The organism is Longimicrobium sp. (assembly GCA_036389795.1).
GTDB lineage: Bacteria > Gemmatimonadota > Gemmatimonadetes > Longimicrobiales > Longimicrobiaceae > Longimicrobium.
The window spans coordinates 12,370-25,652 of sequence record DASVWD010000164.1 but is presented as its reverse complement, the minus strand read 5'-3'; the positions used below and the strand labels follow the sequence as shown (position 1 = coordinate 25,652).

The window sequence follows — 13,283 nt, the reverse complement described above, 5'->3', positions numbered from 1 at the left end:
TCCTCGCGCGCCTCGATCTGCACCGTTTTCCTTTGCCGGACGGGGCGCGGCGGATGAAGACGGGCCGGGCGACGGCGGCGCGCAGGGCGGCGCTGCGGGTGCTGGAGCGCGTCCGCGGCGGCGACTTGGCCGACCGCGCCTTCGACCACGCCGCGGCGGGGCTGGAGCCGCGCGACCGCGCCTGGGCGCAGGAGCTGGTCTACGGCACCTTCCGCCTGCGCGGGCGCATCGACCACCTGCTGGGCGCGCTGGTGCGCGGGGGCGTGGACAAGCTGGAGCCCGTGGTGCTGGACGTGCTGCGCCTGGGCGCCTACCAGCTCCTGGAGATGGGGAGCGTGCCGCCGTACGCCGCCGTCTCGCAGTCGGTGGAGCTCGCGCGCGCGGGCGGCGCGGAGCGCGCGGCGGGGCTGGTGAACGGCGTGCTGCAGAACCTGCAGCGGCGGCGCGAGTCGATCCGCTTCCCCGCCTTCGAGCGCGACCCCGCCGGCCACCTGGCCACCTGGGGCTCGCACCCGCGCTGGGTGGTGGAGCGGTGGATCGCCCGCTGGGGGGCCGACGACGCGCGGCTGCTGGTGGAGGCCGACAACGCGCGCCCCGAGCTGTACGTGCGGCCGCTGGGGCTCTCGCTCCCCGACGCGGCGGCGCGGCTGCACGAGGCGGGCGTGGAGGGGGTGCCGGTGCCGGTCTCGCCCGACTCGCTGCGGGTGCTGCCCCCCGCGTCCGCCGCGGAGGCGCTGGCGGCGATCCCGGCCGTGGTGCAGGACCCGGCGGCCGCGCTGGTGGTGCGCTACGCGGCCGTGCCCGCCGGGGCGACGGTGCTGGACGTGTGCGCGGCGCCGGGGGGGAAGGCGCTGGGGCTGGCGGAGAGCGCGGCCCGGGTGGCGGCCGCGGACCTCTCGCCCCGGCGTCTCAAGCGCGTGGTGGAGAACGCGGCGCGGGTGGGGTGGGCGGAGCGCCTCGGCGCGGTGGCGGCGGACGCGCGCCTTCCCCCTTTCCGGGCGGCGGACGCTGTGCTCCTGGACGCGCCGTGCACGGGGACGGGCACCTTCCGCCGGCACCCCGACGGGCGCTGGCGGGTGGCGCCGGACGACCTGGAGGCGCTCGCGCGGCTGCAGGCCGAGCTGCTGCAGGCGGCCGCGGCGCTGGTGCGGCCCGGCGGGGTGCTGGTGTACTCGACGTGCTCGCTGGAGCGCGAGGAGAACGAGGAGCGAGTGGAGGCCTTCCTGGCGGACCATCCGGAGTTCGCGCCCCGGCCGGCGGAGGGCGCCGTGGCGCCCGAGCTGCTGGACGCGGCCGGCCGCCTGTGCGTGCTGCCGCAGCGCCACGGCGTGGACGGCGCCTTCGCGGCCCGCCTGGAGAGGCGCGCGTGAGGGCGCCCGCGCGGCCCGCGCCGCCGGGGCGGCGCTGGCGCCCCCGCGTGCCCGAGCGGGTGGCCACGTACTTCAACGAGCGCAAGATCCTCAAGTACGTGATCTACTGCGGGCTGGCGGGGTTCCTGCTCGGCTACGTCTTCATCACGCTCCTCTTCTTCCCCTTCGGCCGCTCGGCGATCGTGACGGTGCCCGACGTGCGGGGGAAGACGCTGGCGCAGGCCCGGCGCGCCTTCGACCGGGTGGGGCTCGAGGCGCAGATCGGCGACTCGCTCTCGCACCCCACCGTCCGCGCGGGGCGGGTGCTGGCGCAGGTGCCGCTCCCCGGGCAGGAGGCGGCGCGCGGGAGCGAGGTGGAGGTGATCGTCAGCCAGGGGCCGGAGCGGCGCGCGGTGCCCTCCATCACCGGACTGGGGAAGGACGACGCGGTGGCGCTCCTGCAGCGGATGGGCTTCCGGGTGCGGCTGGCCTCGGTGGTCGACGACAGCCCCGAGGGGAAGCTGCTGGGGATGGACCCGAAGGCCGGCACGCGCATGCCGATGCCCGGGACGGTGACGCTGACGCTCTCGGCCGGGCCGCCGAAGGTGCTGGTCCCCAGCGTGCTGGCGCTGGACGAGGGCGACGCGGCGGCACGGCTGGAGGCGGTGGGGCTCAGGCTGGGGAGGGTGAGCTACGACTCGCTCTCGGCCGAGCCGCGCGGCACGGTGCTCTCGCAGGCTCCGGCGGCGGGCGACAGCCTGCGGATGGGGAGCGCGGTGCGCGTGGTGCTGGCGGGCCCCGACCCCAACCCGCCGCCCGTGGTGGTGCCGGTGGACACCCTGCAGCCGGCGGAGCCCGGGGAGCCGGGCGAGCCCCAGGAGCCGCCGCCCGAGCCGCCGCCCGCGGAGCCGAGGGACACGATCCGCATCCCGGAGCGGCGGCGGTAGGGTTGGCGCCCTGCGGCGGATGCCGGCGCGGGGCCCTCTCCCTGGCGCCTGAGGCGCCTGTCCCTCCCCCAAAACAGCCTGGGGGAGGGACCTCCTCGCTTCGCTCGTGATGGGCGAGACGCGGGAACGGCTCGTAGGGGCGAGGCATGCCTCGACCGCGCCGGCGCCGCGAGGGTGGTGGGGCGAAGCGCCGGGCCCGCCATCGCAGTCGCGCAGGCGGACTTTGTGCCGTTGTAGCCTCCGGTTTCAACCGGGGGAACGGCGGTGGCCCCGCGTCGGTACCCCACCGACCGGCACGTGCGTGAGGGATGCGCGCCCGGAGGGCCGGGACGGCGCCGCCACAGGGGTATCGTGGCGGCGGTGGCCCGGCGCGGTTGGGCAGCGTTGTTTGCTGCCTTACCGCGCGCGCAGCCCGGCCCGGAGCGCAGCGGAGGGACACGCCCAAACACGCAGTTCAGCAGTTCGCAGTTGAACGACCAGTCGTTGGACGATGACGAGCGGCAATCGCAGGCAGTGGATGGCGGTCGCGGGTGTCGTGGCGCTGCTCGCGCTCCTGGTGGGGGCGGGGTGGCTGATGCGCGGCCGCTTCCTGCCGGTGGACGTGGGGAGCCCCGCGCCCGAGGTGCTCGCCGCCGACTCGGCCGGGCGGCCCGTGCGCCTCTCCGACCTGCGCGGGCAGGTGGTGCTGCTCAACGTGTGGGCCACCTGGTGCGTGCCCTGCCAGGTGGAGATGCCCTCGATGGAGCGCCTCTACCGGCAGCTGAAGCCCGAGGGCCTGCGTGTCGTGGCGGTGAGCATCGACGCGGCGCCGGGGCAGCTGGGGGCGATGGGGTACGCCGGGGGCGACCCCTGGGCGTTCGCGCGCGAGCTGGGGCTCACCTTCGACGTCTGGCGCCAGAGCTCGGCCCAGGTGCAGCGCGACTACCGCGCCACGGGGGTGCCCGAGAGCTACCTGATCGGGCGCGACGGACGAATCGCGAAGAAGGTGGTCGGCGCCACGGAGTGGGACGACTCCACCCGCGTGGCGCTCATCCGGCGGCTGCTGAAGGAGTGACGGTGTGCGGCTCTCGCTGCGCGGGATGACGGAGAACTGGAGGCTGAAGCTGGCGGCGCTGGCGCTGGCCCTGCTGCTGTGGGCGGTGGTGACGGCCGAGCAGCCTTCGTCGCAGTGGATCCCCGTGCGGGTGGAGCCGGTGCTGGAGGACCCCGCCTACGTGCTGACCGGCGGCGCCGACCCGGCCGAGGTGCGGGTGCGCTTCACCGGCCCCGGGCGCGAGCTGTGGCAGCTGGCGGTGGACCCTCCCACCCTGGTGCTGCGCCTGCGCGAGGTGGGCAGCGCCCGCAGCTTCACGGTGGACCCCTCGATGGTGCGCACGCGCGAGCGGCTGGAGGTGGAGGCGCGCGACGTGCGCCCGGCGGTGGTGCGCGTGCACCTGCAGCGGCTGGCGAGCAGGGTGGTGCCCGTGCGCGCGCGCATCGGCGCCCGCTCGCTGCGGCGCTGGGTGCTCTCCGACAGCGTCCGCGTCTCGCCCTCCACCGTGCGCGTGATGGGGCCCGAGGACGTGCTGGCCCGGATCGAGGCGGTCGAGACGCGCTCCTTCGAGATCGTCCCCGGCGACGACGACAGCACCTTCGCCAACCCGGTGCGCCTGGACGTGGAGGGCCTGGGCGAGGGCGTCTCCCTCTCCGCGCCCGAGGTGCGGGTGAGCGGGGGCGTGGACCGCAGGGAGGACCTGGCCTTCCCCGGGGTGGCGGTGTGGACGCCGGAGGGGATGCGCTCGGCGCCCGTGCAGGTGGAGGTGCACGCGCAGGGCGGCCGGCGCGCGCTGGCCGGCGTCACCGCGGCGGCCCTGCGGGCCGTGGTCCCGCGCGACTCCCTCCCCGCGGCGCTGCCGGCGGCGGGCGTGGAGGCGCCGGTGGTGGTCGAGGGACTCCCGCCGGGGGTGGCGGCCAGAACGGTGCCGCTGCGCGTGCGCGTGGCGCCCGCCGCGCCGCCGGCCCCGCCCGGCGCGCCGAGGCTGCCGTGACGGGGCGCGCTCCGCTGGTGCTGGGGATCGAGACGTCGTGCGACGAGACTTCGGCGGCGGTGCTGCGGGGCGACGGCGAGCTGCTGGGGCACGTGATCTTCACGCAGGACGTCCACCGGCTCTACGGCGGCGTGGTCCCCGAGATCGCCTCCCGCGCGCACCTGAAGACGCTGGACGACGTGGTGGACGGGGCGCTGCGCGAGGCGGGGGTGGCGCTCGGCGACGTGGACGTCTTCGGCGTCACCGCGGGGCCGGGGCTGATCGGCGCGCTGCTGGTCGGGGTCGCCTGGGCGAAGGCGGCGGCGTGGGCGGAGGGGCGGCCCGTGGTGGGCGTGCACCACATGGAGGCGCACCTCTTCGCCACGGAGCTGGAGCACCCGGGTGCGCGCCCGCCTTTCGTGGCGCTGCTGGTCTCCGGCGGCCACACGCTGCTCCTCTGGGTGCCCGCCTGGGGCGAGTACCACCTGCTGGGAGCCACGAGGGACGATGCGGCGGGGGAGGCGTTCGACAAGGCGGCCAGGATCCTGGGGCTGCCGTACCCCGGCGGCCCGTCGATCCAGCGCGCGGCGGAAGCCGGCGACCCGAAGCGGCACCGGCTCCCCCGTCCACTGCTGGGCCGGGGCGAGAAGCCGGGCGAGCCCGAGTTCTACGACATGAGCTTCAGCGGGCTCAAGAACGCGGTGCGGCTGCTGGTGCGCGAGCTGGAGGCCGCCGGGCGGCTGGAGGCGGAGCTGCCGCACGTGGCGGCGTCGTTCCAGGCGGCGGTGGTGGACGTGCTGGCGGGGAAGACGATGCGCGCGGTGGAGGAGACCGGCTGCCGGCGCGTGGTGCTGGGCGGCGGCGTCGCCAACAGCCGCGCCCTGCGCGACGAGCTGCGGCGGAGGCTCGGGGACGGCGGCGAGCTGTACGCGCCCAGCCCGCGCCTCTCCACCGACAACGCCGCCATGATCGCCCGCGCCGCCCTCTTCCGCTGGGAGCGCGGCGAGGTCTCGGGCCTGGACCTCAACGCCCGCGCCGACCTGCCGTTCCCCGGGCTGGTGGACGAGCGGATCGGCGTCCGGCGCTAGGCCCTCACCCGGCGCCGCTACCGCGTCGCCACCCTCTCCCGACTTCGGGAGAGGGTACTTTACGGCTCGGTGCGGCCCGGCGGCGTTGCGCCGAAGCCCGGTGCCGCGACCGAATTAGCTCCCTCTCCCGCGCAGCGGGGGAGGGCGGGGGGAGGGGGCATTCCGCGGCGTGCACCGACGTCCGGGGGCGCGGGCGGATCCTTGCGTGGGAGTCCGCGCAGGCGGACTTCGCGCCGTTGTTGCCGCGCTTTCAATCGCCCTGGCCCGCCCTGGCACGCCCGTCGCGTCAGGCGTGCAGGTTCGCGCAGTCGAGGCTGGCAAACACCGAGACCCAAGATCGTCCGGTTTGATCACGCTCCTCCACGTCTCGGACCTGCACTTCGGGCCGCCCTACGTCGAGCACGTCGGCGAGGCGCTGCAGGAGTTCGCGGTGCGGCTGGCGCCTACGGCCATCGTGGCCTCGGGCGATTTCACGCAGCGCGCGAAGCCCGAGCAGTACGCCGCCGCCCGCGCCTTCCTGGACCGGCTGCCGAAGCTGCCCACGCTGGTGACGCCCGGCAACCACGACGTGCCGCTCTACCGCGTCTTCGAGCGGCTGTTCGACCCGTACCGGTACTACCGGCAGTACATCAGCGAAGAGCTGGACTCGGTGATGCGCATCCCGGGCGCGGTGATCGTGTCGATCAACAGCACGGCGCCGCGCAGGGCCGTCACCAACGGGCGCATCCACCGCTGGCAGCTCGACTTCGTGCGCGAGGCGCTGCAGGGGGTGCCGGAAAACGACTACCGCATCGTGGTGGCGCACCACCACTTCGCCCCGCCGCCCGACTGGGAGGGGGGCGACGTGATGCCCAAGGCCAAGCGCGCGCTCGACGCCTTCACCCGCATGAAGGTGGACATGATCATGGGCGGGCACCTGCACCGCGCCTACATCGGCAACTCGCTCGACGTGTACGCGGGGATGGACCGCGAGCACGGCATCGTGATCGTGCAGAGCGGCACGTCCACCTCGCGCCGCGGGCGCGCGCGCGAGGCCGAGAAGAACTCGCTCAACGTGCTGCGGCTGGACGAGCGCACCATCCGGGTGACGCACTACATGTACTTCGAAGACGCGAAGGACTTCGTCCCCGTGAGCCGGCACCTCTTCTTCCGGCGGGGCCGGCCGCCGCTGGACGCCGAGGGGCAGGCGCAGGTGGAGGCCATCTTCCTGGACGACCGCAAGGAGCCCCGCCCATGAACGGCGAAGCAGGCGGGCGCCGCCCCCCGCTCCGGCTGGTGCTGGCCGCCGCGGGCGCGCTGCTCACGGCCGGGGCGCTCACGCTCTACGTCCGCCGCGCCCTCTCCGCGCGCTCCCACGCTTCGTCCGTGAAGCCGCCCACCGCCGGGCGGCCGCTCGCCCTGGTGCGCGGCGAGCTGGCCGCGGCCGGCGCGGCGGGGGAGGAGTAGGCCCATGGCGCGCTCCCGGGCGGTGCGGACGGCCTCGTGGGCCGTGGGCGGGCTGGCGCTCGGCGCGGGGCTGGCGTTCCTGGCGCTGAACCTGGTGGCGCGTACCAGCTCCGGGCGCGAGTGGGTGCTGCAGCAGACGCTCACCGCGCTGGGGAAGGGCCTCCCCAACGGGAAGCTCCTGATCGACCGCATCGACGGCAACCTCTTCGAGGGCGCGAAGATCTACGGGCTCCGCCTCCAGGACACGCGGGGACGACCCTTCATCGTCGCCGACAGCGCCTTCGCCGAGTACGACGTCAGCACGCTGCTGTCGCCGCGCATCGTCATCAACCGGCTCACGCTGTACGACCCGGAGATCTACGTCTTCAAGTTCCCGGGCGACTCGCTCTGGAACTACCAGGCGATCTTCGCCGACACCACGCCGAAGGACACCACGCGCCGCGGCCCCGAGCGCGTGACCATGATGGGGTACGTGAAGGTGGTGAACGGCCTGGTGCGCATGGAGACGCCGTTCCGCACCGACAGCACACTCCCGGCGGCCCGCCAGCGGCGCCTGCTGCGCGAGGCGCTCGCCGACACCTCGCCGGTGGTGGTGCGGCAGCTCCCGAACAACGGCGGCTACGTGCGCACCGTCGAGGTCCGCCAGCTGCAGGGGGTGCTGCACGACGTGCGCTTCTCGCCGGGGAGCAGGACGGGGTCGCGCTTCCACGTCGACACGCTGCGCGGCAACGTGCACTTCTACCGCAAGCCGGTCGAGATCCGGCACCTGCGGGGGACGCTGGCGCTCTTCCCCGACCACCTGGAGTTCGACATCCCGGCGGCGCGGCTGCCCACCTCGCGGCTCGCCACCTCGGGGGTGGTGCGCTTCGGCGACTTCCCGCGCTGGTTCGACCCCGCCGAGGCGCCGATGTACGACGTGGCGCTGCGCGGCGACTCGCTGGCGTTCGGCGACTTCCAGTGGCTCTACCGCGGCTTCCCGCCCGACCTGCGCGGCTCGCTGTCGCTGCTGGTGGAGTCGCGCCCCGAAGGCGTCATGATCACCGCCCGCAACGCGAGCCTGCGCGCGCCCGGGACGCGCATCGCCGGCAGCTTCGGGATGATCCTGGGCGATACGCTGCGCTTCGTGGACATGAACGTGCGCGCCCAGCCGATCCGCGTGTCGCTGATCGAGCGGATGCTCCCCGACGGCCTCCCCGTGCGCGGCCTGGTGCTGGGCGGCGCCGAGATCCGCGGCGACAACGCCCGCCCCGAGCGCGCCGACCCCACGCCGGAGACATAATCCAAACATCCAAACTTCAACAGATTTGGATCACGCAGAGTCAGCAGAGTCAACAGAGAACAACGAGGGGTTCTCTGCTAACTCTGCTGACTCTGCGTGAGGCCTGCTGTTTTTGTCTCACAGAGGACACGGAGGACACAGAGAACTGCATCCGACCCGCTGTTCCTCCGTGCCCTCTGTGTCCTCTGTGAGAGTCTCGTTGTGTCTGGAGAACTCATCCAAAAGAAAACAGCGGATGCCGGGGACCCGGCATCCGCTGGCGATCGATGTGCAGGCTTCGAATCAGGCCATGGCCGCGGCCATCCCGGCCGGCTCGGCGGGGCCGATCAGGCGCTGCACCAGGTCGCGGATCCGGCGCAGGTCGCACGGCTTGGCGATGTGCCCGGCGAAGCCCTCCCGCAGCGCGCGCGTCTCCGACCACTCCAGCACGTCGGCCGAGAGCGCCACCACCGGGATGGCGCGGGTGTCGTCGTCCGCGGCCAGGAGCCGGAACGCCGACGCCCCGTCCAGGCGCGGCATGCGCAGGTCCATCAGGATCAGCGAGGGCTGCCTGGACCGCGCCGTCTCGTAGCCTTCCCGTCCGTCGTGCGCGTGGAGGACCGCGTACCCGGAATGCTCCAGGTACAGACCACAGAGTACATGCTGGTCGGGGTCGTCGTCCACGATGAGCACGGTCTTCGACGCCATGGCGTGTGCTCCGCGTGGGCGCCCGGCGATTCCGGACGCCTGTGGACCTGGCCCGCGTTGGGTGGGGGATAGCAAGCTAAAGTGCAAACAGACGTGATGCAACAGTCTTGTTGGCCGCATCTGCTCTGCTACGCCCTGTGTCCAGGCGCAACTGCGACGCCCGCCGAGAGATAGCCGCGCTCCGGCCCAGCTTCATAACGATGCGGCCGCCGCGATCGCCAGGTACAGGGGAAACGTTTACGGGAGACAGCCGGCGATCTTCCGCAGTGCCGCGTCCTCCGCCGCGTAGTCGGGCTGCGCCGCGCCGCCGTCCGGCGGGTGCGCGCGCTCCCAGGCGATGGTGCGCCGGAGCGCTTCGCCGCGCGGGACGGCCTCGGCCCAGCCCAGCTCCGCGCGGATCCGCGACGAGTCGGTGGCCAGGTGGTGCCGCCAGTCGAAGTCATCCGGCGCCAGGTGCGCGGGGAGGCGGCCGCGGGGTACGGCCACGACCATCCCCTCCCACCCCGCCACGCGGCCGATGGCGCGCACCCACTCCGCCTCGGTGAGCGCGTCCGGCTCGCCCACGTTGTAGACGCGGCCGGCGGAGCGCGCGTCCGTCACCGCCAGCGCCACCGCCGCGGCCACGTCTTCCACGTAGCCGCGCGTCCAGCGCCAGGCCGCGTGCCCCTCCTCCAGCAGGATGGCGGGCCTGCCGTCGTCCATGCGCCGCAGGTACTCGCGCACCCGGCGGAACTGGTCGCGCGGGCCGTAGACGCACGGCAGGCGCAGCACCGTGCCGGGCAGCTCCGGGTCGCCCAGGACCACGCGCTCCACCGGGATCTTGTCGTAGTCGTACGTCCAGTGCTCCGGCCCCGGCGCGTCCGCCCGGTAGGGGTGGAGCACCTCCCGCAGCGGCGCGTCCTCCGCCAGCGGAACCGGGCCGGGCTCGCCGGGGCTCACGCGGCGCAGCCGGTCGTAGGCGAGGTACACGTCGCCGCTGCCGGCCGCCACCACCCGCTCGGCCACGCCCCGGAACGTCCGCAGCAGCTCCCGCGCGTCGCGCTCCGTGTACGGCACCATGTCGAGCACCACCCGCGGGCGCAGGCGGCGCAGCGCGGCGGCGAACGAAGCCAGCCGGGCCCGGTCGCCCCGCACCTCCTCCACGCCCTCCGGCAGCTCCGCCTCCGTCCGGCCGCGGTGGAAGACGGCGACCTCGTGCCCCGCCTCCACCAGCCGCCGCACCACCCACGGCCCGACGAAGCGCGTGCCGCCGATGACCAGGACGCGCACGCTGCGGGCTACTCGGGAGTGGCGCGCCGCCGCGGCCGTCCTCCCTTCCTGCCGTTCTCGCGCGAGGCGCGCGCCTTGGCCGCGCTGGTCCGCGAGCCCAGGTACTTCGGCGCCCACGCGTCGAGCCCGATCGCGTGCGCGATCAGCCCGGGGACGTCGATGTGCACGTCCGGCTCCTCCCAGTGCAGCGCGCGCCCCCCCGAGGCCACGCGGACGCCGGCCAGGACGCCGGGCGCCAGGTGCGCGAGGTCCGGCTCCAGCTCCGGCGGGAACGCGAACGTGCAGCGGTTGCGCAGCTCGACCGTCACCAGGCGCGAATCGGGATCGTAGCGGGCCGCGACGGCGCGCGGCTCGGTGGCGTCCGCGCGCCGGGCCCGGCGGGTCGCGGCGTCGACCTGGGCCAGGATCTCGGCCTCGGAGAGCCGTTCAGCCATGGATCACCTTCCACTTGATCAGCAGGTAGATCTTGTGCTCTTCGACGATGCGCACGGCCTCGACGATGTGCTGGGGCCGCATCCCCCGGACCTCGCGAACCGCGATCGGACGCAGGTTCACCACGATTTCCTCTTCGTCTCCTCCGTACAGCACGTGGACGTGCGGCGGAGGGTGGTCGCGCGTGTGGATGACGACGGCGTACCCGTCCATCCGAAGTACGGTGCTCATCAGAATAAACCTATCGCTGGGTTTCGTCAAGGGCGGGGAAAAGAGATCGCCACGACCTCGTGCGGGACGTCCATTTTACGCGGATGGAAATGTGTCGGCAAGTACCGGTATTTTCCGGCATCAAGATGTACCTATGGAGAAAACCAGAGGGGTAGACATCGGACGGGATGTCTCGTTAGGAGTCGAACAATACCTGAAAATCCTCGGTCCAGTTTAGTTGGAACGACGAAGCCCGGCCGGGGCATCCCGGCCGGGCTTCGCTGTGATTCCTCCGACGCCGCGCGCCGCCGCTCAGCGCATCACCACCGGGGGCGGCGGGGCGGCGTGCGCCGGGGCGGGGGCCTCGGCGCGCGCCTCGGGGGCCGGGCGGCTCGCCTCGGCGCCGCCGCGGTCTTCCGCGATGGCCGGCGCGATCACCAGCGAGACGATCGACATCAGCTTGATCAGGATGTTCATCGACGGGCCCGAGGTGTCCTTGAAGGGGTCGCCCACGGTGTCGCCCGTGACCGCCGCCTTGTGCGGGTCCGAGCCCTTGAAGAAGCGCTGCCCCTCGATGTCGACCCCCTTCTCGAAGCTCTTCTTGGCGTTGTCCCACGCCCCGCCCGCGTTGGACTGGAACATCGCCATCAGCACCCCCGACACCGTCACGCCCGCCAGCATCCCGCCCAGCACCTCGGGGCCCATCAGGAAGCCCACCACCACCGGCGCCAGCAGGGCGATGGCGCCCGGCGGCACCATCTCGCGGATCGCCGCCTGCGTCGAGATCGCCACGCAGCGCTCGTACTCGGGCTTCCCCGTCCCCTCCAGGATCCCGGGGATCTCGCGGAACTGGCGGCGGACCTCCTGCACCATGCTCATCGCCGCGCGCCCCACCGCGCTGATGGCGAGAGAGGAGAAGATGAAGGGGATCATCGCCCCCACGAACAGCCCGCCCAGCACCCGCGCGTTGGAGATGTCGATGCTGTCGATCTGCGCCGTGCCCATGAACGCGGCGAAGAGCGCCAGAGCCGTGAGCGCCGCGCTGGCGATGGCGAAGCCCTTCCCCGTGGCCGCCGTGGTGTTGCCCACCGCGTCCAGCACGTCGGTGCGCTCGCGCACCTCCTTGGGCAGGTGGCTCATCTCCGCGATCCCGCCCGCGTTGTCGGCGATGGGCCCGAAGGCGTCGATGGCCAGCTGCATGGCCGTGGTCGCCATCATCCCGGCCGCCGCGATCGCCACCCCGTAGAGCCCCGCCACCTCGTAGCTGCCGATGATCCCCGCCGCCAGCACCAGGATCGGCAGCATGGTCGACTCCATCCCCACCGACAGCCCGCCGATCACGTTGGTGGCGTGGCCGGTGGAGGAGCCCCGCACGATGGAGTTCACCGGGCGCCGCCCGATGGCCGTGTAGTACTCGGTGATCAGGCTCATCAGCGCGCCCACCACCAGGCCGATGAACACAGCCAGGAACACCCCGTTGGGGGTGAAGCGCGCGCTGTCGGCGCGCGTCATGGTGAGCACGTTCACGTCGCGGAAGAGCCACTGGATCAGCGCGAACGAGGCCACCGCGGTCAGCAGGATCGACGCCCAGTTGCCGATGTTGAGCGAGCGCTGCACGTCGCCGCCCTCCTTCACCCGCACCAGGAAGATCCCCACCAGCGAGAAGACGATCCCCAGGCCGGCAATCAGCATCGGCAGCAGGATCGGGGTGAGCCCGCCCAGCGGGTCGCCCGGGGCGAGCACCTCGCGCCCCAGCACCATCGACGCCAGGATGGTGGCCACGTAGCTGCCGAAGAGGTCGGCGCCCATCCCCGCCACGTCGCCCACGTTGTCGCCCACGTTGTCGGCGATGGTGGCCGGGTTGCGCGGGTCGTCCTCGGGGATGCCGGCCTCCACCTTCCCCACCAGGTCGGCGCCCACGTCGGCCGCCTTGGTGTAGATGCCGCCGCCCACGCGGGCGAAGAGCGCGATGCTCTCGGCGCCCAGGCTGAAGCCGGTGAGCACCTCCAGGGCCCGCGCCATCTCGACCCCGTTCGGGTCGCCGCCGTCCACGAACACCGTGTAGAAGACGATGAAGAGCGAGCCGAGCCCCAGCACCGCCAGGCCGGCCACGCCCATCCCCATCACCGAGCCCCCGGCGAAGGAGACGTCGAGCGCGCGCGAGAGGCTGGTGCGGGCCGCGTGGGCCGTGCGCACGTTGGCCTTGGTGGCGATGCGCATGCCGATGAAGCCCGCCAGCACCGAGAAGAGCGCGCCCACCAGGAAGGCGGCCACGATCAGCGGGTGCGAGCGCTCGTCGCTCATCCCCAGCAGGAAGAGGAGGATGCTGGCGATCACCGCGAAGGCGGCCAGCACCCGGTACTCGGCCTTCAGGAAGGCCAGCGCGCCGTCGGCGATGTGGCCCGAGATCTCGCGCATGGTCTCGGTCCCCGGGTCCTGCCGGGTGACCCAGGCCGAGCGCCAGGCGGTGTAGGCCAGGGCCAGGAGCCCCAGCAGCGGGACCGCGTAAACGATTGGATTCATGCTCCGGTTTGCTTTATGTCGGTAGACTGCCCACTCCGGGCGCCGCC

Annotated in this window: 13 protein-coding genes; 8 read left to right on the top strand and 5 right to left on the bottom strand. The window is 73.5% G+C overall.

Going from position 1 to position 13,283, the window contains the following annotated elements; translation table 11 throughout:
- Positions 1–53 precede the first annotated feature (53 nt).
- The 8 genes from rsmB to VF746_21900 all read left to right on the top strand — a co-directional run bounded on the left by rsmB (position 54) and on the right by VF746_21900 (position 8,115).
- Positions 54–1,370 carry a 16S rRNA (cytosine(967)-C(5))-methyltransferase RsmB gene (gene rsmB, locus VF746_21935; protein HEX8695088.1) on the top strand — a complete coding sequence of 439 codons (1,317 nt, stop codon included), beginning with the start codon at positions 54–56 and terminating at the stop codon, positions 1,368–1,370.
- Complete coding sequence (locus VF746_21930; GenBank protein ID HEX8695087.1) at positions 1,367–2,296, top strand: PASTA domain-containing protein; 930 nt, start codon at positions 1,367–1,369, stop codon at positions 2,294–2,296. Before rsmB ends, VF746_21930 begins: the two co-directional genes overlap by 4 nt.
- A gap of 517 nt (positions 2,297–2,813) precedes the next feature.
- Positions 2,814–3,350: a TlpA disulfide reductase family protein gene (locus VF746_21925; GenBank protein ID HEX8695086.1), complete on the top strand. Its 537-nt coding sequence runs from the start codon at positions 2,814–2,816 to the stop codon at positions 3,348–3,350.
- Between the two features lie 4 nt (positions 3,351–3,354).
- On the top strand, positions 3,355–4,323 hold the full coding sequence (locus VF746_21920; protein ID HEX8695085.1) for a hypothetical protein: 969 nt from the start codon (positions 3,355–3,357) through the stop codon (positions 4,321–4,323).
- A complete protein-coding gene (gene tsaD / locus VF746_21915) occupies positions 4,320–5,390 on the top strand; it encodes a tRNA (adenosine(37)-N6)-threonylcarbamoyltransferase complex transferase subunit TsaD (protein HEX8695084.1) in 1,071 nt (356 codons plus the stop codon). The genes VF746_21920 and tsaD overlap by 4 nt, the downstream gene beginning before the upstream one ends.
- Positions 5,391–5,736: 346 nt before the next feature.
- On the top strand, positions 5,737–6,627 hold the full coding sequence (locus tag VF746_21910) for a metallophosphoesterase (protein ID HEX8695083.1): 891 nt from the start codon (positions 5,737–5,739) through the stop codon (positions 6,625–6,627).
- Positions 6,624–6,836, top strand: coding sequence for a hypothetical protein (locus VF746_21905; protein HEX8695082.1), 213 nt, complete (start codon positions 6,624–6,626; stop codon positions 6,834–6,836). The genes VF746_21910 and VF746_21905 overlap by 4 nt, the downstream gene beginning before the upstream one ends.
- Positions 6,837–6,840: 4 nt before the next feature.
- Entirely contained in the window at positions 6,841–8,115 is a 1,275-nt protein-coding gene (locus VF746_21900) for a hypothetical protein (GenBank protein ID HEX8695081.1), read from the top strand.
- Positions 8,116–8,397: 282 nt separating this feature from the next.
- Here VF746_21900 and VF746_21895 read toward each other — a convergent pair whose 3' ends face one another.
- The 5 genes from VF746_21895 to VF746_21875 form a co-directional block, all read right to left on the bottom strand.
- Entirely contained in the window at positions 8,398–8,802 is a 405-nt protein-coding gene (locus tag VF746_21895; protein HEX8695080.1) for a response regulator, read from the bottom strand.
- Between the two features lie 237 nt (positions 8,803–9,039).
- Positions 9,040–10,071 carry an NAD-dependent epimerase/dehydratase family protein gene (locus VF746_21890; GenBank protein ID HEX8695079.1) on the bottom strand — a complete coding sequence of 344 codons (1,032 nt, stop codon included), beginning with the start codon at positions 10,069–10,071 and terminating at the stop codon, positions 9,040–9,042.
- 8 nt (positions 10,072–10,079) lie between these two features.
- Complete coding sequence (locus VF746_21885; protein HEX8695078.1) at positions 10,080–10,505, bottom strand: DUF2442 domain-containing protein; 426 nt, start codon at positions 10,503–10,505, stop codon at positions 10,080–10,082.
- On the bottom strand, positions 10,498–10,734 hold the full coding sequence (locus VF746_21880; GenBank protein HEX8695077.1) for a DUF4160 domain-containing protein: 237 nt from the start codon (positions 10,732–10,734) through the stop codon (positions 10,498–10,500). Before VF746_21880 ends, VF746_21885 begins: the two co-directional genes overlap by 8 nt.
- Before the next feature lie 291 nt (positions 10,735–11,025).
- The gene (locus VF746_21875) at positions 11,026–13,236 is read right to left on the bottom strand and encodes a sodium-translocating pyrophosphatase (protein HEX8695076.1); all 2,211 of its coding nucleotides are present in this window, start codon (positions 13,234–13,236) and stop codon (positions 11,026–11,028) included.
- Between the last annotated feature and the right edge of the window lie 47 nt (positions 13,237–13,283).